The organism is Marinilactibacillus sp. 15R (genome assembly GCF_001895285.1).
In the GTDB taxonomy this organism is placed as follows: Bacteria; Bacillota; Bacilli; order Lactobacillales; family Carnobacteriaceae_A; genus Marinilactibacillus; species Marinilactibacillus piezotolerans.
In genome coordinates, this window is the sequence record NZ_CP017761.1 from 2,110,035 (window position 1) to 2,131,249 (window position 21,215).

Genomic DNA, 21,215 nt, shown 5'->3' on the forward strand with positions numbered 1-21,215 from the left:
TCAATTTCTCTCTCATTTCTTAGGCTATACTTCCTTTAACCGCAGGTTTTATGGAGACTTTTTGATTAACAGATAATCCTTCAAGCAGCCAACGCAGCTGTTGCGCACTTAACTTTTGAATCTCGTTCTGGTTACGCGGCCAATTCAATTTCCCATTCTCTAAACGCTTGTATAAGAGAAGGAAGCCGTCGCCTTCCCAGTAAAGAGCTTTGAACCGATCCTTCTTTCCACCACAGAAGAGAAAGAGGGCCTCATGATAAACATCCATATCATATTCTTCTGTGATCGTCGCAGCTAATCCATCAATTTGACGGCGCATATCCGTCTTTCCACACACGATAAAAATATTCTCTACTTGAGTAAAATCAACGAGTTTCATTGAATGACATCTCCGCGAGGAGAACTCTCAATGTCGAGGGTTTGATCCCCTCGTAAATAAGTAGCTCTGTCTGACTATTTTTTAAATGTGCCACCATTTTCTGTGAATGGAACTTCGAAATGTGTCGGCGATCAGTTTTATCGTCATGTAGGGTTATCGGTATGATAGACTGTTTATTCTTTTCCAAATTAAAAACCTCCTGTGTACTTAAGATATCTCAAGTTTAACAGGAGGCCGCTAGGACTCACAGGTACCTAGCTATTCATCGCTTACATTTGTTTTTAACTATAAAAAAATTGAAAGCGGAGAATTTACTAATAAGCTAGTAAACTCTCCGCTGCAGTTAAATTTTATTTTATTGCTTTGAAAAAGTCGATACTACATATAATTCAATAAACTATTTTGAAGTATCTTATTCCCCATCTGTAATGAAGCTTCATAAGCAACCATTTCCATTGAATATTGCATATAAGTTTCTGCTAAATCAATGTCTTGTGTATTAGAATAAGTCGTTTCCAAGTTCAGATATTCTGATTCATTTCGGTCCTTTGCTGCTTGAAGACGATTATGAGTAGCTCCTATTGTCGTACGTAAGTTTACAATGTTGTTCAATTCCGTATCAGCACGTTCTAATAAACTACCACCAAGAGCTTCAGTATCATTATTATCTAATGCTGTCAAAAGATCATTGAAAAAGGTTCCCAGATCATCTCCAGCTCCTTGTTCATTCATTAATTCTCTTCCATCAGTCTGCATCTCTACCGATACACCCCGAGCTATTTCTTTTGTTAAGTTTCCAGAAAGTTCAGGATCACTTGTGCCGTTATAAGTAATGCCTGTAAAGTTTCCATCTGCATCTAGCGTTTTCTCAAATGGTTTAGTAGTTGTATTCGTTCCGGCAAAAATATAACGTCCGCCAAAACTTGTGTTTAATGAATCTAACATTGTGTCGATTTCATTTTCAATTTCTGCTTTAGCTGCTTGACGATCTTCCTCGTTATAAGTTGCATTAGCAGCTTGCTGAGTTAATGTATAAATCCGCTGTATTGAAGTAGTCGCGTTAGCAAGGGCGGAATCTTGAGAATTTGTAAAATCAATTGAGTCATTGATGGTAGATTTGTATTCTTCATTCTGTTTGATTTCATTATTCAAGTCTAATACTTTTGATACTTTTAGAGGATCATCACTTGGACGACTGACTTGCTCCATCGTAGACAATTGTTCTTGATATTTATAAACAGAATTCATATTATTATTCAAATTACGCATAAAGTTTTTTGACATTAAAGAGTTTGTAATTCTCACTTATTACACCCCAGTTCGATTGATTAGTGTGTCCAGCATATCTGACAATGTAGCTAATACTTTTGAATTAGCTTGGAATGCACTTGAAAATTTGATCATATCCGTGACTTCTCCATTGATATCTACACCTGATACAGATTCACGTCGTTGCTCTAGTAAAGCCATCAGACCTTCTTGTGTATCAAGCATATTGTCTGACTGCTGTTTAATAATTCCCATATTTGTAACCATGCTATTATATTTACTAAATAAGGTTGAGCTGCCGTTACTTGAATTGATTTCCATAGTCTCTTCATCGAACCAGTTAGCATCTTCTAAAGAAATAGGTGTATTTTTCAGACTAGAAATCAACTGTGCTCTAGAACCGTCACCTGCAACATCATTAGTAAGTGATTTTCCAGTTACGATTAGGCTGGCATCATCTTTTATGTCTTGATTAACTTGTAATGACAGTGCAGCGTTCTCATCATCTATAGAGAAAAAGTCGATTCCTTCTCCGTCATTGCTGTGAATAGTATTTACAGCAGTCGCAAAACTGTATACAAAATCATCTAATTCATTTTGCATATCACTTATGATTGTCAAAGCTTCTTGAGTTCCTTTAACACTTCCACCGTCTAAATTAATTGGCTGAAAAGATGTTTCTCCACCCGACTCTGAACGAACGACAAACTGTCCAATTTCAGCTGCCTCTGTTAATACAGTTCCATCCGAAAGGACAGCAGCTCCATCGTCATTCAATCCAGTAACTGTCATCAGTTCATTTCTTGTATCTTCATTTAATAAGGTCTGTCCATCCATTGATATAGATACCCGATTGTATTTATCTCTGTCTACAGTGATGTCAGCTTGACTAGCTAATTTATTTACCAGCTGGTCTTGGGTATCTAGTAAATCATTGGGCGTATACCCTCTTACAGATGCTTGCCATATTTGATAATTTAAATCTTCAAGTTGTTTCAAAGTTGAATTAGCATCCACAGCTTCCTTATCAAGTTGTTGAATTGTATCTTCCTTTAAAGCTGCCATAGAATTCGCCATATGTTGAACTGTATCTACAAAAGTTTCACTAGTTTGGACCAGCATTGTTTTAGATGCATCTTGTTCTGGATTTGAAGCCAGATATGTCCATGCATTGAATACTTCTGAAATTTGATTAGATAATCCTGTTTCAGACGGTTCATTAAATGTTGCTTCTAACTGCCCTATCGTATCAGATAAGGCTTGATATTTACTAGTTGTTGAATAACCGTTCATTAACTGGTTCATAACAAACTGATCCTGCATACGAGAAATCCCAGCAACTTGAACACCAGTACCAATTTGTCCTACTCCAGGAATCTGTTGAGCGACATTTGTCTGTAAATCCACGCGCTGTCTAGAATATCCTGGAGTATTAACGTTCGATACGTTGTGTCCGAGAGTTTGCAAGGCATTTTGCTGTGCTAATAATCCACTTGTTGCAGTATTTAAAGTTCCAAAAAGTCCTGACATATGTATTTGCTCCTTATAATGACTGATCTATAAATGCATTTTGTCCAGTTTTATCAAATGTACCTTTTTTTGAATACGTACTTTTCTTTGTTGCATTTTTTTGTATATTGCTGACAAGTTTTTCAGTAAAACTGATAGATTGCTCAGTCAATAATACATTAGTTTCTTGCAAGCTTTTGATTTCAAGCGTTATTTCAGTCAACTGTTCAATCTCAATTTCTGATTCATCATATTGAGCTAGCGCATTCATAGTTTCTTCTTTAGCATTGACCAGCTCAAGTAAACGTTCACCATCATGATTGATTAAAACTGTTCGCTCTTCCACCAGGTAATCTTTTAAAGTATTCATTAGCGAAAGAACTTCTTCTGTTCTTGACATGGCTTATTGCTCCTTTTGAGTTTGAATCGTACGAACTAATTCTGAAGAGATTTTACTGGCATCCACTTCATATTCACCATTTTGAATTGCTGCTTTGATAGATTTTACTTTTTCAGAAATATCTACTTGATCTGCGTCTAAGAGAGCTTGCGCTTCTTTGGAAATATTAACTTCTACATTGGCTTGTTTTTTTGCAGGTTGTTCAGTTTTTTTAGATTCATGAGCATATCCAGGTTTAGCTTGATTCACAGAATTTAAAAAGTTTGAATAGTTTTTATCGATTTTCATTATAATCGCCTCTTTTATTGATTTTTAATAGAATTATTTATAAATAGCTGTTGTTTTGAGTTTCCTACAAATTTATTATCGGAACACTCTATTAATTGTTAAGGTGGTTTTCAAATTAAGTCAGCTCTTATTATAAAGCAAATCGATATTGGATTAAAGTACAGCAAAAGCACTAGTCTCTGCCAGTGCTTCTGCTTCTAACATATTTACTTCAAATGATTAATTCGTTGTTCTTTGCTTAAAATATTGGTGATGCGGATACCAAAGCTTTCATTGATAACCACAACTTCACCTTCTGCAATTAATTTTCCATTAACATAAATTTCAAGAGGTTCATCTGTCATTTTATCTAATTCAACTACAGAACCTGTACCAAGTGAAAGTATGTCTCTAATGGTTTTTTTACTTTTACCCAATACTACACTGAAATCCAGCGGTACATCCATAATCAGATCCAAATTACGAGGAGCCGATTTTATTCCATTTTGTTCCAGTTCTTGAAATTGAGGTTTCTGAACACTGACTGAATCCGTTTCTGGTTTTCTGGCAGTTTCAGCTACTGACTGATTATCGGATTTTGATTCTTGTAAAGTTTTTGCCTCAGTTGTATTTGTTTCACGACCTTGCAAAACTTCTGCTTCGTCTCCAAGCATGATTTCTACTATTTCGTTAGCTGTTTCCATCGGTAGGATTTGCATAATTTCACTTTCAAGAAGTCCTTCAACACTTAAATGAAAAGAGGTTTTACAAATTAAGTTTTCATCTGTGATGTTTTCTAAGGTCGCTTCTTCGGGACTATTCCACATTTCTACTTCTGGTGGTTGAATATCTATTTTTTTATTAAACATTGTAGCCATTGCTGTAGAAGCTGATCCCATCATCTGATTCATTGCTTCCGCTACTGCACTTAATTCAAGTTCAGTGAATTCTTTTCCTTCAACGTCTTTCCCGTCATTTCCCATCATTAAATCCGCGATGATAATGGCATCTTCAACATCGATCATAAGTACATTATTTCCTACTAGACCTTCTTTGAAACCAATAGTAGTCACAACTTTTGGAACTTCACATTCATCTACGATCTGTTTTAACGTAACACCAGATACTTTAGGTGTAGTAATTTTGATTGTACGATTTAATAATTGAGAAAGAGTAGTAGCTGCTTGAGACATAGAAATATTTCCTACTTCTCCAAGAATATCTTTTGTATTCTGGCTAACTTGGTCATCAGTATTTATTGTTTCAGTTACTGACTCTTCTTCACTAGTTGCTGCTGCGCCAGTACCATTCAACAATGCATCTATCTCTTCTTGCGATAATTGTCCGCTACTCATCTGTACTCTCTCCTCCCATAAACTTTAATACTTCAACTGCAAGGTTATCTTCAATCATTCCCGGTTTAACTTTATAATATGGTCTATCTTCAATATACATGGTCAGAGGTTTAGAAGTTTTGTCATTCAATTGAATAATATCGCCTTCTTCCATCTCCAAAAAGTCTGAAATCGTCATCTGAGATTCACCAAGAAGCACTTCCAGATTTAGTGGTACATGATCTAGATTTTTAGATAATTGTCCTCTTTCAGATGAATCAAACTCTTTTCCTGAATGGAACCAATTTTTAAAACTTAATTTATCCAGAATTTCTTCAAAAAATATGTAAGGTACACACATATTAATGAACGTTCTCTGTTGATCAAGTCCAACTGAAAATGTCACAAGTAATACAGGCTCATTAGGTGACATAGTCTGAAGTAATTGTGGATTCGTTTCTGTGTACTCTAATTCTACAGATATTTCTGTAATTTCTTTCCAGGCCGTTTCAAAAGACCGAAGAAAAGATTTAGTAATATCTTCCAGAATTGCTCTTTCAATATCCGTAAAACTTGTTTTGTCAGATACAGAAGATTCTTCTGTAACTTCATTGTATCCACATAATAATTCAATCATTTGCAGACTGAACTGAGGATTGATTTCGATGATCTGCATTCCGTTAAGCGGTTTGCTTTGGAAAATACCCATAAGTGTAAAGCTAGGTACGGAATGAACAAATTCATCAAACGAAACCTGTTCAATCGCTGCAATCTTAATATCCACGGGTTTTCTTAACTGAGTAGACAATAAATTGACCGCTATCTTTGCGAAGTCTTCAAATACCATCGTAATAGTTGACAGATATTCTTTAGACAGGCGAACGGGACGACGAAAATCGTACGGCTTTACTTTAGGGGAATCCAGTTCCTCTTCCATCTGTTCTGTATCGATCTCGCCACTGTCTATCGCACCCAACAACGCATCAATTTCTTGTTGTGATAAGACTTGTTGGCTCACTATACTTCCTCTTTCTCCTTAAAGATCTGGTCCAAATCGATGATGCTTACAATATCATCGTTAACTGAAATATATCCAGAAATTATAGATTCTTCTTCCCCACTTGCTTGTAACTGTTCTTCTAAAACATCACTTACTCCAATCACAGGCCCTACCTTTAAAGCGATAGGATTCTCTTCAGTATGTATGATGATTGTATTCTTATACCAATCATCTCCAGAAGAATCTGATTTATTCAGCAGAATATCTAAATCAACAAGAGTCATAACTTGTCCTCTTAGATTAACCAGACCAACTGTCCAGTTCGGTGAATGAGGCACTGTGGTCGAAGTAAGCATAGTTGTTATTTCTTCAACTTTATCAGTGGAAAATCCATAAGTTCTTTCTCCTAGACGAAACACGATTATTTGCATGACTCGTCCCTCCTTATTATACGTAATTTAAAACGGTGCAGTTGTGACAATTTTTCGACTTTCACATCTTCACCGTTTTGATTTATTATTGACTAGCTTTATCTAAAGCTTTAATGACACGTTCAGTGTCAAATGGTTTAACAATAAAGTCAATTGCGCCAGCACGAATAGCATCCATTACCATAGATTGCTGCCCCATAGCAGAACACATCAAAACAACTGCCTTAGGATCCATTGCCTTAATTTCTTTAAGAGCCTCAACGCCATCTTTTTCCGGCATTGTAATATCCATAGTCACTAAATCAGGTTTAGTTTCTTTATATTTTTCTACAGCTTCGATCCCGTTTTGAGCTTCTGCTGCAACCTCATAACCATTTTTCTCTAAAATATCTTTTAATTTGATTCGCATAAATGCTGCATCATCTACAATTAGTACACGTTTTGTCATTTTTATTTTTTCCCCTTCCAATCTATAATCCAAGTTGTTGCAATAATAATTCTAACACACCAGGCCTAGGTACAAAATACAAACTTCCTTCAATTTTGTGTCCAAGACTATAATATTCATTTTTAATGATTAAAATCTGCTGATCATACTGTTCTTGTTCCATATAAACGCTACTTATGATTGATCCGAACATATCTTCAGCCATGATCGGTACTGAAGAAACCATTTTGATATCAATAATCTTCATAATAGCTGTCATGAAAGAATGAACGATAATATTGACGATTTCATTAACTGCAGAATCTATCAGTTCGACTGTTAGTTCCACTTCAGTTGGTGTAATCATCTGAGCCAGCTTTTCAGCATTTACTGGATTTGCTACGAACAGAAACACACCGTATTCTCTATCTCCAACAATATTCATTAAAACAGCTTTTACAACCTCATCTTCTTTTCTTATTTCTTGATAAATTTGATCATAATCCATAATTTCGAGCGTTGGAACTTCCATTTCTACTTTTCGTTCAATGAGCTTTGATAAACTGGTTGCCGCATTACCTCCACCGATATTAATAATCTCTTGTAAAGCATCGAAGCGAAACAAGTATTCGTCTTGCGTCATTGTTTTGCTTCCTTCCTTCCTTTACAGATAGAAGTTAAGTCAAGAATCAGACTGATACTTCCATCTCCCATGATGGTCGCACCAAGAAAATGGTTCATTTCTCCTAATTCTTTCCCTAATTTTTTGATGACTATTTCTTTTTGCTGCACCAGTTCATCTACTACTAGACCATGCTTTTCATCGCCGATGGAAACAATGATAATATGTGGAGATCCATAGTTAGAATCTTCTAAGTCTAACGCATCCGTTAAACGTGTGATTGGAATAGTAGTATCTTTGTATCTGTATACTTCGCCCTGATGGACTTGGATAGCATCTTCTTCATCAAATCGATTAACTTTATCGATGATTGCTTGAGGCAATGCAAATGTTTCTCCACCCGTTCTAACTAACAAAGCTTGTATAATTGATAATGTCAAAGGTAATATGATTTTAAACGTTGTGCCTTTACCAACTTCACTAACCGTTTCTATAGTCCCATTTAAGCTAGAGATTTTTTCTTTAACAGCATCCATGCCCACGCCTCGTCCAGAGATTCCCGTTACTTTTGCAGCTGTAGAGAATCCCGGATGGAAAATCAATTGCTGAATTTCCTCATCTGATAATCCAGCAGTTGAAATGCCTTTTTTCTCAGCACTTGCTCTGATATATTCAGGATTCAATCCTTTTCCATCATCAGATAGTGTAACAACTACTCGATTACCTTCAGGATAAGCAGCCAATTTAACAGTACCAACCTTTGGCTTACCTATTCTTTCCCGTTCTTCAGGCATTTCAATGCCATGATCGGCTGAATTTCTTAACAAGTGAATCAGTGGTTCTCCAATTTCTGAAATAACCGTACGATCCAATTCTGTATCTTCACCTTCAGTAACCAATTGAATCTCTTTACCTAGCTCATTTGCCAAATCTCTAAGCATTCTTGGGAAGCGCTGTAAGACAACATTGAAAGGTTGCATACGAAGCTGAAGCACTAATTCTTGTAATTCTGTTGTGATTCTCCCTACTTCAGTAAGAGGCTCAGAAAGTTCAAGGAGTTTTTCTTTTTCAGAAAGATCTTCTAACCTGGTTCTATGGATAACTAGTTCCGAAACAAGATTCATAAATTGATCAAGCCTTGTTAAATCTACACGAATTGTCTGTTTTGAAATAGATTTCTTAGGCGTCTCTTTTTTGGCGGCAACTTGATTCGTTCCATTCTCTTTAACCTTGCTATTTTCATTAGCTGCAGTACTTTCAACAAGCATTTCTTCAGTTGATTTAATTGACTGAGTCTTATCAAAATCAGCAATCAGCACTTCTTCGATTTCACTGGTCTCCAGGATATTATCTTTTATTTCTGATTGCTTTAGTTTACTTAATAAAATCATTTTAAAGTAATCTTCGAAATCACCTTCTTCTATTTTATCTGCAGAAGGTTCAGTATAGATAATATCTCCTTCTTGTTCTAACTTGTTCATAACCAAGAACGCCCGGGCAGCTTTCATAAAGCTCTCATTATCCACTTTCACTGTTATTACATAAGCTTTATAGTCAGTTTGTTCTGCTTGTTCAATAACTGTTAGATCTGATTCTTCTAAGTTAGATAAAACTAAATCAATTCCCTTGTTTTCTGTCTCAACTTTAGTCTTGACGGGGGATACTTGAGCATTTTGATTTGCAACATTTTCTAGACGTAACACAAGACTAGAAATATCAAGTTCATCACTTTCTCCAGCTCGTAATGCTTCTACAATGTCAGTCAGTGTATCTAAACAGTCAAAAACCAGTGAAATTGTCTCAGTATCGACTTTTGCCTTTTTTGATTTAAACAATTCAAATACATTTTCGACAGAATGTGTTAATTTTGCCATTGTATTATAACCCATAGTGGCTGCCATGCCCTTCAAAGTATGTGCAGAACGAAATATAGAATCAATGATTTCTGTATCTTCAGGATTCTGTTCTAATCTTAAAACTTCTTCGTTTAGTATTTCCAAATTCGAATCTGTTTCCTCAAAAAACAGATCACGGTAAGCACTATTGTCATCCATGCTCGAATCCTCCTTTTTTATTTCTTTATTCTACTTTCTCATAAATAAATGAAGCGATTTTCTTAAATCCATATTTTTCAGGCTGATAAATTGTTTCTGTTGCTCCAGTAAATAAGAGTCCACCCGTAACTAAGGAATCAGCCATTTTAAGGTATATTTCATCTTTAACATCATTCTTAAAATAAATCGTTACATTTCTACAGACAATAACATGAAAGTTTTGTTCATATCGACCCTGAACCAAATCATGCTGCTTAAATTGCACTTTATTCTTTATATCATTTTGAATGGTATAATATCCATCCATAAAATCAAAATAAGTGTTTTTATCGACTAAAGATACATTTTTTATTTCATTTTCTCTGAAATAACCCTTTTTTGCTCTATCCAAAATCGTAAGGTCAATGTCTGTCGCTAATATTTTCTGTTGAAGTTTTATATTGTTTTTTTTCACAATCATGGCAAGAGAATAAGGTTCTGCACCTATAGAACAAGCAGCACTCCAGATTTTAAGACTATTAAACTTAGTTGAAAGGTGTGTATTGATCATTAATTCGAAATTGTCAAAAAGATCCTTATTTCTAAAAAATTCCGTTACATTTATTGTGATATAGTCTAAAAACTGCTTTTTTAATGTTTCATCAACCGACAGAATAGTGGCATATTCTTCTAATGTAGTAGCACCCGATTGTTTCATAATTGTGCCGATTCTTCGCTGCAGTTGCTTTTCTTTATATGCATTTAAGTTGATTTTATAATTTGATAGAACCCATTCATAAAAAAACTCAAAATTTAGTGTCGTCATATAATCATCCAATCATATTTTTTAAAATTTCACCAATATCGAATAAACTTGCGACTTCGTCTGAGAATCCTTTTTCTTCGACGTTTCTTGGCATGCCATAAATTACTGAGGTTTCCTGATCCTGAGTAATAACATATCCATTTTCTTCTTTTATCGATTGGCAACCTATTGCTCCATCATAACCCATGCCAGTCAGCACGACACCGACTAAGTGATTCTTATATTTTTTGGCTGCACTATTGAACAGATAATCTACAGCAGGTTTTACTCCATGAATTTTATCATCATCGTTCAATTTGATTACCTGATCTTCTATAACCATATGCTTTCCGCCTGGAGCGAGATAAATTTTATCTTTTACAATTTTATCTCCATCTTTGGCTTCCACTACTTCCAGTTTGCATAAAGTATTCAACCGATTAGCAAATGAAGCGGTAAAGCCTTTAGGCATATGTTGAACGATAAAAACAGGAATTCCAATAGAATGTGGAAAATGCTTTATAACTTCAATAATTGCTTTTGGCCCACCAGTTGAAGCCCCCATCACTATTGCTTTCACTGGTTTCTGAAATTTGCTTTTTCCTTTTTTTACCATTGGTTCAACCTGCTTTGAATAAAACTGATTAGAAAAATGAATCTTAATCTTACTTTCCAATTTTTCTTTGAATAAATTCCAATTTTTATTTATATCGTTTGGGCTTAATACAAAATCTAACGCACCTAATTCCAATGCTCGTAGAGTGATCTCTTTTTGATCGGTTGGTGAACAAATCATTATTGTTGGTATAGTATATTCATGACTTATCTTCTTTAAAAGTTTAAATCCTTCATGATTAGGGATTTGAGCGTCAACAAAAATAAGATCAGGCACTTCTTTCTCAATAGCAGCAACTGCTTCTTTCTCACTTCTGACAGCTTTATATACAGTTACTTTTTCGATTTCCTGGAGCATATGACTCAGAATTTTACGCATCAGCGCCGAGTCATCTATCACCATTACTTTTACCGACATCTTCCAGCTCCCTTTACTGATAAAAATTAATAGTTCTATTTATAAAATGTGGTATTCTCTATTTACCATTCGCACTTTGACTTCGAAAGTTTCTAGATCAACAAACATCGATCTTCCCATTTCTCCTCCGGTATGATCTCCTAAGATAGGTATACCCAATTCTTTTAAGGTTTCTTTTACAGATATAATGTTTCTTTTACCGATCTGAATGGAATCTGGTTTTGAACCAAAAGAAAACATGCTGGCACCACCAGCAATCTTTGCAAATAATTTCTTCTTACCTGTCTGTTCATACATTTTTTCAGCTACTTTAGGAATTGCCAAGTCAGCAAATTTTTCCCATTTAGTGGTATCTTTAAATCCTTTACTTTCCGGTAACATGATATGAATAAGTGCACCGACTTTAGTAGTGGGTTCATATAATGCGATTCCAACACATGAACCAAGTCCAATCGTCACTAAATGGTCAGGTGGCTCTGACATCTTATAATCTGATATCCCGACCTTGACTTGTTCTGACATGGCTTCTTCCTCCGTTATTCGACTAATTTCCATGATTAATTTTGAATTTGTTCGATTTCAAGTAATGCCCTTAACTCTTTTGCTTGTTCAGCATTAAATAATAGATGCGGATCTAGAATCGGAACAATTCCATCATCTGTTTGGACAAATGCTGAAATGTATGATGTTGGAATACCATCTGCTTTTTCTGTACCCTCTTTATCTGAGATTTGGTTTTCATAGTATGTTTCAACTGATAATACTTCATTAACAGTCAATCCAATTTTTTCTTCTTTCCAATGAACGATAATCGTATCAGCTTTATTCAGGTCTGTAATTTTTTCGGCAAAAAAGCGTTCAGCTAAATCAATCAGTGGAGTAATTGTTCCTTCAATATCCTCTACACCAATAATATATGATGACATATCAGGTATAATAGTTAGATTTTCAATGTGAACAACACGATCTGTGCTGGATATTGGAATAGCAAAGATCTGATTTCCTACACGAAATAAAATATGTTTATCCATGGTCATTCCTCTTTTCCTGTTCTTTTAAGCAAGCTCTGCAGTCAGATTTCCTTAATCTTTGAGGTCTGCATTGTTTTCATGATTATGGTTGATTTCAAATTGCTCAGCAGATGTTTTTAATATTTTTGCTACTTCTTCTAGGTTATTGATATGTGAAGTGAAATCTTCCATTGTAGCAAGAATTTCCTGTGCATTAGCAGATACTTCTTCTGTTCCAGCTGAATTTTCTTCAGCAGAAGCTGCAATATTTTCCAATTGAGAGACAACCTCATCTTTTCTTTCATTAATGACAGAAGAAGATTGAATAACGATAATCATGCTTGCTACCAGTTGTTCTAATGAGCTTGCAACACTTTCCGATGCAGATAAGGCTTCATTGATTTTTTCAGTTTGCACTTTACTACCTTCGCTGGTTTCTTCTAGATGATTAACCATATTTGTCGACTTATTTTGAACAGTATGGATAATATTTTGAATATCTTTTGAAGACTGTGCACTTTGTTCAGCTAAATTTCTAATTTCTTCTGCAACTACCGCGAATCCTCTACCTGCTTCACCAGCTCTAGCTGCTTCAATAGAAGCATTCAATGCCAGTAAGTTTGTTTTCTTGGCGATATTGGTAATTGCATTGACAATTCCTTCGATATTTTGAATGTCTCCATCAACTTCTTCAATTTGAGCTTTTAACTGATCCATGGTACCTAGTGTTTCTTTCCAGTTCTGATCTACATCTTGCGTAGCAAAAATATTATTACCATTTAGTATCATTGTATTGTCAGCGTGGCTTCCCATAGTTCCAACGGCATCATTGATCTCATTGAGCGCTTGAGATAGATCATTCATTTGACTTGCTGTTTCTTCAGTATCTTCAGTTTGAGTACTGGTGGCTTCAGCAACTCCGCTAATCGTCTGCGCAACTTCAGAAGTTGCTCGACTTGTTTGATCAGACAATTCTGTTAGTGTAGCCGCCATTTCAGACACATTTTTACTATTTCCTTGAATTACTGCTATCGTACTTTCAAATGTATCCATTGTTTCATTGAAGGCTATGGCAATCTGATGAATTTCATTTCCTTTAGGATCTAAATCAGATTCACCTGTATTACTTGACACAATTTCATCGTTATTTTTCGATAATTTATTTTTTATAAATACATAAGGATTTTTAAAATTCACTAATTCTTTATAGCTTAAACGATTGGTTAAATTACCTCGGCGAACTTCACCAAACGTTTTCATCATTGAATTTGCAATTGACGTAATGATTCCTGCAGCATAGTAAGAAATAACTGCTGCAACTATAATCGTAATCACTGTAATAGTAATAAATGTTTTTATAATTGCACTTGTTTCTTCATCCATTTCATTCTCAGCAACCATCCCAAACACTGTTATCCCTAAATTAGGAATCTTTTCATAATAAATACCTAACTCTCCGCCATTGGCTTCTTCATCATAAATGAGTCCTGTATCCGAATCGCTCTCTTCATTTAAAATAGTCTGAAAGTAAGATTTTTCTTTATGGTTTTGACCAATTATAGATGTATCGGGAGAAGCAAGAACTATTCCGTCTTCCGTAAAAATCTGAATAGATCCGGTATTGGCAATTTTAGCTTCTTCTACATCTTTTTTTATTGTTTCAAAATCTAGATCAACAGCAAGTACTCCAATAACAGATTGACCACCAAATAAAGGTCTTGATACTGCAATTCTAGAGCTGCCATTTAATGTGTATGGTTCTGACCATTGAATTCCATTAGACTGTGATGCAGATTCTAGCCAAGGTAGTTGTTCATTCAGAGAATCATTATCGTTCAATGTATTAGTCGAAACAATATCCTGATTTTCTCCTATAGGAATATAATAAGCATCTGAAATATATCGATTACCAGATGAGATGTATTGTAATCTAGAGCTTAACTGTGATTCCGCTCCAGGTGTTCCAGATGAAACCTGGTTTAATATACTATCCATTGCAAGTTTTTCAACTGTTGTTTCAGCCGCAGTTGCAGCGCTATCGATTGTACTTACAATATTTGTAGTAATCTGTTCTTCTTGAGCTTCGACTCGCTCAGTCATAATTTTCGTAGTTTGTATGTACGAGAAAAGTAAAGCTGCCAAAAGAGGTACGAGCATGACGATAGTTAGCAGTATGGTTATGGGCCATTTAACGCTTTTATGGCCTCTTTTGATTGAATTGTTTTTGGATGGTCTTAGTTTTGACCAATCAATTTTACTTATATTCGTTTTTAAATTTTCCCATTGTTCCTTGACTTTATCCATTAACTTAACGCGCTCCTTTTTAGTGCGATATACACACCAATTTATATTTTACTCTATAAAGAGTTCCTTTTCGACTTTATTTACTATCGGAAAGTATCCATAAAAGTTTATACATTAAATAGAATAAAATAATATAGGTTTTTAGTTACTTGACACAATTTAGTTATAATATAATTTATTATACTGTTTTTGTTATTTATTACTTTATTTAGCAGGACCTAATCAATCGTATTATCTAATGGTCATAAGGCATTTTCACCCAAAGCAAAAAATCTTATCAATGCAAGTACGACTTCTACTCACTTTGATAAGATTATATGAAAAATTATTTATTTTTATCTATTCCACCTAGAATTTTTTCGTGCATATCCTTCAACAAAATACACTTGCTTTTCTTCATCAAATAACTGTCTTTCAACAATCGTTTCATTTCTTAACTGAATCAATAAGTCCCCACGGGCACTTTCGATTTCCAGAGTATAAGGAACCATTTCTTCTTTTATATTCTCTTCAATCGCTTCAAACAAACGTTTAACGTCAGATTCATCTCTAGCTGAAATGACTACATTAGGATATAAACTAGGTTGAAAATTCCCTTTTACTAAGTCTTTTTTATTATAGACAGTTAGTCTTGGGATTTTATCCATATTTAGTTCTTTCAGTAATTCAAGCACTGTCTCTTCATGACCGGCTATATTTTCTTCCGAAGCATCTACAACGTGAAGTAATAGATCAACCGTTCTAGATTCTTCTAATGTTGATTGAAATGCTTCGATCAGCTGAGTTGGTAGATCTTGAATAAATCCTACTGTGTCAGTCATGGTAGCTTGTAAGCCAGAAGGTAATTCAAATTGTCTAGTTAACGGATCTAAAGTAGCAAATAGTTGATTTTTTTCAAAAGTCTCTGTTTCAGTAGTGACATTTAGTATAGTCGACTTGCCTGCGTTGGTATATCCTATCAATCCAATCTGAAAAACGTTGCTTTGTTTACGTTGTTCTCTGCTTCTTTCTCTATGCGCTTCAGTTTTCTTCAATTCATGTCTAATATCAGTCATTTGTTTCTGTATATGTCTTCGATCAGTCTCCAGTTTTGTCTCACCTGGTCCACGGGTCCCAATGCCAGCTCCTAAACGCGACATGTTCACACCTTGACCTGCTAATCTCGGTAAAAGATAGGAGAGCTGAGCCAATTGTACCTGCAGTCTCCCCTCCTTGCTTTGTGCTCTCAAGGCAAAAATATCTAGAATCACTTGAATTCGATCAATAACTTTTGCTTCGAGCTCTTCTTGAATATTCCTGACGTTTCTTGGTGAAAGTTCTTGATTAAATACAATTGTCGTTGCATCAAGTTCTTCGCTTAAATGTTTCAATTCATTAAGTTTTCCTTTGCCAACAACTGTTTTAGCGTCTTGACGTTCTCTTTTCTGAGTTAATTCTCCAACTACTTTTCCTCCAGCATTTTCAACTAATTGCTTTAGTTCTTCTAAAGAATAGCGAAACTGACTATCGGTTTCTGTTGTTTGAATTCCGACAACGACTACCTTTTCATAATGTTCTTCGTTTAACAAATACTCACATCCTTAAAAAAATTTCTAGTTCAGCTTCTAATTTTTCTTGATTTTCCGGTGCTTGAACAAAATCCCACCAGCTACTAATTTCCATACGGTTCCTAAACCAAGTCAACTGTCTTTTGGCATATCTTCTCGAATTCTGTTTAATCTGTTCTGTTGCTGCTTGTAAACTTATATAATTTTCAAAATAAGGAATTAATTCTTTATAGCCTATGCCTTTTAAACTTTGTGCTGTTAACGGAACAGTAGCTAACAAGCTTTCAACTTCTTTAATCAGCCCTTGATCAAACATGAAATCTACTCGCTGATTTATTCGTTCATATAGAAGTGCACGATCTGTTGTTAGACCTATAACATAAGCATCATATAATTTTTCTTTATTCGTTTTTTCCATCTGTAAAGATGAGAATAATTGACCAGTAGAATTATATACTTCAAGCGCTCGAATTACTCTACGCAAATTATTACAATGAATAGATTCTGCAGCTTTAGGATCAATGGACTCTAATCTTTCCCACAGTTTTTGTTTCCCATTTTGCTCAGCAAAAGTTTCTAATTCTTTACGGTAAGTTAAATCCGGCTCTGCTTGACCACCATGTGATACATTATATAGAAGAGATTCTATATATAAACCTGTCCCACCTACAATAATAGGAACTTTGCCTCTAGCAGTTATATCTTCGATTAGATTTTTTGCTTTAGTTTTAAAATCAGAAACAGCATAATTTTCATTTGGACTGATCTCATCTACCAGATAGTGTATGACTTCTTTTCTTTCTTCCCTAGTAACCTTTGCAGTCCCAATGTCTAAACCTTTATAAATCTGCATCGAATCTCCGCTGATAATTTCTCCATCATATTTTTTTGCCAATGATAAGCTCAAACTTGTCTTGCCGACAGCTGTAGGGCCGACAATAACGATTATTTTTTCTTTCACATTATTCCTCCACTAACGATAAAAACTTATTAATCAGTATACCATACGTCATGTGCTTGAGCATGGTGCTTAAGTGGTAGACAAAAAGCAGCAACTTTTTATAGTCACTGCTCAAGGTGCCTTATTTCAATTGTTCCTCTACAGCATTGTAGAACTCATTCCTGTTTGTTACAACAAAAGTATACTCATTCCCTTCACGGTCTCCTACGATCATTCGATTGGGGATGACTTTTAATGAGTTGCCTTTTCGCAATACATGGATATTTTCTAAAACTATACGAGTAGTATCTTTTTTTAAATTAAGTTTATGAGACTTAAAGTATAAGGCTTTATTCGTTAATACGACTTTACCGCCAATATAGTTGTACCATTTATATTTGAAATTTGCTCTTTTTTCAAGAATGACTTTCTCATCCGGCGGTAATATTAAAGCAGATTGCTTATTTTTCATTTTACACACCTTCTATAATGGTTCAGTTTTGGTTAGCGTCATTTTAAGTCTTCCATCCTATTTATACAACTAAATACACTTTGATGTTATTCCGTGAGTAAAGAAAGGACTTCTTCTTTAGAAAGACTTGAAATTGGTTGTTCATTTCCAGTTTCGATAACAGTATCGATCAGTTCACGTTTCTTTGCTTGAAGTTCGTTGATTCTCTCTTCTATCGTACCTGTAGCAATTAAACGAATAACCTGAACAGCATTTTTTTGTCCATATCTATGAACTCTGTCAGCTGCTTGATCTTCGATTGCAGGATTCCACCATGAATCATATAAAATCACTGTATCTCCACCTGTTAGATTCAGACCCGTACCTCCAGCTTTAAGAGAAATCAAGAATAAATCCTTTTCTCCCATGTTAAACTGAGTAGTTAATTTAAGACGATCTTCATTTTTTGTTTGTCCATCTAGATAGTGATAGTCAACTTCCTGACTATCCAATCTCTCTCTTATGATGCTTAACATTGAAGTAAATTGTGAAAACAACACAACTCTTTTTCCATTCATTCTAGCTTCTTCTAAATATTCAAGCAGCCGTTCAAGTTTTGAAGAAGTCCCTTCATAATCATCTATTATCAAAGCAGGGTCACAACAGATTTGTCTCAGTCTTGTCATACCGGCTAAAACTCTTATACGGTTTTTATCAAAAGTATTTTCTTGGATCATTCCTTTGACTTCTTCGCGAATCAACGTCAACTGGGACTGATAGATACGTTTCTGCTCTGTAGATAAATCAATATATTCAGTTGTTTCTGTTTTAGCAGGCAAATCGCTTAAAACATCGCGTTTCAAACGTCTTAAAACAAAAGGACGGATTTTTGCAGCGATTCTAGCTTGAGTTGCTTTTTTATATGCTTTTCTATTTTTAAATAATCCAGGTTGAACAATAGCAAATAAAGACCAAAGCTCACCAAGGTTATTTTCAATTGGCGTACCTGAAAGAGCAAATTTTGTCTCTGCTTTTAGATGGTGTACGGCTTGAGTCGTTTTAGCTGAACTATTTTTGACATTTTGGGATTCGTCTAAAACAATTGTTTTGAAATTATAATTATTATATAAGAGAAAATCTCTTTGAATCAGCGGATAACTCGTGATTAGTATAGAATTTTCATCCGTTTCTGCTTCTTTGATCGCTGCTTCCCGCTCTTCAATAGAACCTGAAATTAGGGTTATCTGCAATTCCGGTGCAAACTTCTTAAACTCATGCTGCCAATTGTATAATACGCTTGAAGGACAAATAATCAGATACTGTCCTCCCACTTCTTGCGATTTTGACAGTAGAAACGCTATAGTTTGCAGCGTTTTTCCAAGTCCCATATCATCAGCAAGAACTCCACCAAACCCATAATAATCTAAAGATTTCAACCAATTATACCCTGTTTCCTGATAAGGTCTCAGCGAAGCGTTCAAAGTATCCGGTAAATCAAAAGAAAGCTTTTGAGGTTCTAGCAGCTGTTGAGCAAGTTTTTTGAATCTATTGCCTTTTTTGATGATTGAATCTTCTAATACAGTCAAGCCCTGGAATACAGGAACAGTCATTTGTTCACTGATATCATCTGATTCAATATCCATTTTTTGTACCGTATCATTCAGTTCTTTAAATTTTTCTTCTTTTAAATTCAAAATTTTACCATTCGATAAACGATAAAAATGTTTATTGTTATTTAATTGCTTAATGATTTCTCTCAAATCATCTGTAGCTATATCTTCAGCATCAAAATTAATATCTAATAGATTAGAATTCCTATTTAATTCTATTGAAATTGAAGGCGCTGATTTTGGCTCATAAATGAGCTGTCTGGCATCCGTCGACATGAAAATCTCATATTCTTCTGCCAGCATAGGCAAGCTTTCATACAAGAACTCACTTAACTCATCTAACGAATCAAGTACCCAATGTCCATCTACAACTATTGCAGTATTTAAACTCTCATGGGCAAGTCGTAATAGGCGATTTTCTTTTATAAGCTGTCTAATAATAACTTTGTCTAACTCTTCAGTCATCGGTTGATCCTGTAAAGGATAAATCGATATTTCTCCATATTTGAATACTGGACTAACTAATAACTGATCATTTAATGTATCAATGTAGCATTGAGCAACCATGTCTTGTCTGTAAACCGTTTCTTGGACTGCATCTTCTACTTCAATATCCAAGAATGAAGACAATTGCGATAAAACAGTGGATGCAAATTCTGTCAAATCTTTTGAACGCATGACTAGAGGTGCTTTTTCATTTTTATTAAAGACCTGCATCAGATTGCTGAGTAATTTATATTGCTCAGAGCTCAGGAAAAAGAATTCTCGATTCCATTCAACTATATTGGCGCCTCGATGAAAATTCAATTCTAGTTCATCAATATCTTCATCTGCCAACGAAAAATGGTAAAGTTTTTCCTTTTTCTCAAGCTTGAATTTTAAAGGAAAACGTTCAAAAGACTCTGTAATTACTACTTTATCCAAATCATTTAGTCTCATCAAATGTTTTGGAGGTCGACCGAACCTGATGAATCCTCCATCAGTCTTCTCTAATGTTTTTAAAACTAACTTTAAACTTCTTGCGGGGATTTCCAGTTCTGTCTTATTCTGATAAGATTGTCCATAACCAACTGGTGTTGCCGATTTAACAAGCTGGTACAAGTCATATAAAACTTCCAGCATTTTTCTGTCCGAAGGATGTAAACCATGTTTTTCAGGATCATACGTGAAATTCTTACCAAATTCGTAAGTCCTGCCTTCAAGAATTTCTGAAATCACAAAAGGAACGTTTTTCACCACATAAAGTCGGTCAAGCCCAACTTTCATGTAAAAATCATATGCATAAGCATATCCTGTACCACTCACATTTAAAACAAATTCAAATTTTAATGATTGATTTTTATAATCGTTCGTTTGTCTTGAGATCTCCTGCTTAGATATCTGGATAAGTTGACTAAGTGCTTCTTCGCTTTTCTTATAAGAAAACATTGGTTCCTTAGCAGTAGCAGATTTTTGTGATTTGCTCACCTTTTTTAAATCAGTTTGCTGAATTAAATTTGCCTGTAACATACTAGCCACTACGTGCTTGCAGGCACCAGAGTTTTTTTCAAAAGGAATACATGTACAATGATACTTTTTAGCCACCCCATTAGGATAAAAACGCAAATGGACTTGTTCTGCCTTATGATCGTTGACAGTAAAGGTCAGCGTGTTTTCTTTATCATCAACTGATAGCAGTTTAGCTGCTTCCTTTTTAAATAAAGTTGCACCTTCTGTGTACACATTTGTATTAGAAGCGAGAGTTTTTATTGTCGTTTCGGGAAAAAATTGCTTTTTAAACATGAAAGCCATCCTTTAAACAGTTTTAAACAGTTCAGATTTCTTTAGATCCAAGCATTGTTCAT

The 21,215-nt window shown here is 34.9% G+C and carries 20 protein-coding genes; all 20 read right to left on the reverse strand.

Annotated features, from left to right (window positions below; all coding sequences use genetic code 11):
* Positions 1–19 precede the first annotated feature (19 nt).
* Positions 20–379, reverse strand: a complete 360-nt coding sequence (tnpB, locus tag BKP56_RS10485) for an IS66 family insertion sequence element accessory protein TnpB (protein ID WP_072693819.1) — start codon at positions 377–379, stop codon at positions 20–22.
* Between the two features lie 378 nt (positions 380–757).
* Positions 758–1,684 carry a flagellar hook-associated protein FlgL gene (flgL, locus tag BKP56_RS10495; RefSeq protein ID WP_072695031.1) on the reverse strand — a complete coding sequence of 309 codons (927 nt, stop codon included), beginning with the start codon at positions 1,682–1,684 and terminating at the stop codon, positions 758–760.
* A 3-nt stretch (positions 1,685–1,687) separates the two neighbouring features.
* The gene (gene flgK, locus BKP56_RS10500; RefSeq protein ID WP_072695032.1) at positions 1,688–3,178 is read right to left on the reverse strand and encodes a flagellar hook-associated protein FlgK; all 1,491 of its coding nucleotides are present in this window, start codon (positions 3,176–3,178) and stop codon (positions 1,688–1,690) included.
* 13 nt (positions 3,179–3,191) lie between these two features.
* Complete coding sequence (gene flgN, locus BKP56_RS10505; protein ID WP_072695033.1) at positions 3,192–3,557, reverse strand: flagellar export chaperone FlgN; 366 nt, start codon at positions 3,555–3,557, stop codon at positions 3,192–3,194.
* Positions 3,558–3,560: 3 nt separating this feature from the next.
* Positions 3,561–3,845 (reverse strand): flagellar biosynthesis anti-sigma factor FlgM, encoded by a 285-nt coding sequence (gene flgM / locus BKP56_RS10510; RefSeq protein ID WP_072695034.1) that lies wholly within the window; start codon positions 3,843–3,845, stop codon positions 3,561–3,563.
* 206 nt (positions 3,846–4,051) lie between these two features.
* Positions 4,052–5,179 (reverse strand): flagellar motor switch phosphatase FliY, encoded by a 1,128-nt coding sequence (gene fliY / locus BKP56_RS10515; RefSeq protein ID WP_072695035.1) that lies wholly within the window; start codon positions 5,177–5,179, stop codon positions 4,052–4,054.
* Positions 5,172–6,176 carry a flagellar motor switch protein FliM gene (gene fliM, locus BKP56_RS10520; protein WP_072695036.1) on the reverse strand — a complete coding sequence of 335 codons (1,005 nt, stop codon included), beginning with the start codon at positions 6,174–6,176 and terminating at the stop codon, positions 5,172–5,174. Before fliM ends, fliY begins: the two co-directional genes overlap by 8 nt.
* On the reverse strand, positions 6,176–6,589 hold the full coding sequence (locus tag BKP56_RS10525) for a chemotaxis protein CheW (protein WP_083540545.1): 414 nt from the start codon (positions 6,587–6,589) through the stop codon (positions 6,176–6,178). The genes fliM and BKP56_RS10525 overlap by 1 nt, the downstream gene beginning before the upstream one ends.
* 85 nt (positions 6,590–6,674) lie before the next feature.
* Positions 6,675–7,037 (reverse strand): response regulator, encoded by a 363-nt coding sequence (locus BKP56_RS10530; protein WP_072695037.1) that lies wholly within the window; start codon positions 7,035–7,037, stop codon positions 6,675–6,677.
* Between the two features lie 22 nt (positions 7,038–7,059).
* Complete coding sequence (locus BKP56_RS10535) at positions 7,060–7,659, reverse strand: chemotaxis protein CheC (protein WP_072695038.1); 600 nt, start codon at positions 7,657–7,659, stop codon at positions 7,060–7,062.
* Positions 7,656–9,692 carry a chemotaxis protein CheA gene (locus BKP56_RS10540; protein ID WP_072695039.1) on the reverse strand — a complete coding sequence of 679 codons (2,037 nt, stop codon included), beginning with the start codon at positions 9,690–9,692 and terminating at the stop codon, positions 7,656–7,658. The genes BKP56_RS10535 and BKP56_RS10540 overlap by 4 nt, the downstream gene beginning before the upstream one ends.
* Positions 9,693–9,717: 25 nt before the next feature.
* Positions 9,718–10,497, reverse strand: coding sequence for a CheR family methyltransferase (locus tag BKP56_RS10545; protein ID WP_072695040.1), 780 nt, complete (start codon positions 10,495–10,497; stop codon positions 9,718–9,720).
* 4 nt (positions 10,498–10,501) lie between these two features.
* Positions 10,502–11,509, reverse strand: coding sequence for a chemotaxis-specific protein-glutamate methyltransferase CheB (cheB, locus tag BKP56_RS10550; RefSeq protein ID WP_072695041.1), 1,008 nt, complete (start codon positions 11,507–11,509; stop codon positions 10,502–10,504).
* A 39-nt stretch (positions 11,510–11,548) separates the two neighbouring features.
* On the reverse strand, positions 11,549–12,031 hold the full coding sequence (locus BKP56_RS10555) for a chemotaxis protein CheD (protein WP_072695042.1): 483 nt from the start codon (positions 12,029–12,031) through the stop codon (positions 11,549–11,551).
* A gap of 35 nt (positions 12,032–12,066) precedes the next feature.
* Entirely contained in the window at positions 12,067–12,540 is a 474-nt protein-coding gene (locus tag BKP56_RS10560) for a chemotaxis protein CheW (RefSeq protein WP_072695043.1), read from the reverse strand.
* A gap of 51 nt (positions 12,541–12,591) precedes the next feature.
* Positions 12,592–14,823 (reverse strand): methyl-accepting chemotaxis protein, encoded by a 2,232-nt coding sequence (locus tag BKP56_RS10565; RefSeq protein WP_072695044.1) that lies wholly within the window; start codon positions 14,821–14,823, stop codon positions 12,592–12,594.
* Between the two features lie 335 nt (positions 14,824–15,158).
* A complete protein-coding gene (gene hflX / locus BKP56_RS10570; RefSeq protein ID WP_072695045.1) occupies positions 15,159–16,391 on the reverse strand; it encodes a GTPase HflX in 1,233 nt (410 codons plus the stop codon).
* A gap of 4 nt (positions 16,392–16,395) precedes the next feature.
* Complete coding sequence (gene miaA, locus BKP56_RS10575) at positions 16,396–17,331, reverse strand: tRNA (adenosine(37)-N6)-dimethylallyltransferase MiaA (RefSeq protein WP_072695046.1); 936 nt, start codon at positions 17,329–17,331, stop codon at positions 16,396–16,398.
* A 121-nt stretch (positions 17,332–17,452) separates the two neighbouring features.
* The gene (locus tag BKP56_RS10580; protein ID WP_072695047.1) at positions 17,453–17,782 is read right to left on the reverse strand and encodes a GRAM domain-containing protein; all 330 of its coding nucleotides are present in this window, start codon (positions 17,780–17,782) and stop codon (positions 17,453–17,455) included.
* An 86-nt stretch (positions 17,783–17,868) separates the two neighbouring features.
* Positions 17,869–21,153 (reverse strand): DEAD/DEAH box helicase, encoded by a 3,285-nt coding sequence (locus tag BKP56_RS10585; protein ID WP_072695048.1) that lies wholly within the window; start codon positions 21,151–21,153, stop codon positions 17,869–17,871.
* Positions 21,154–21,215 lie beyond the last annotated feature (62 nt).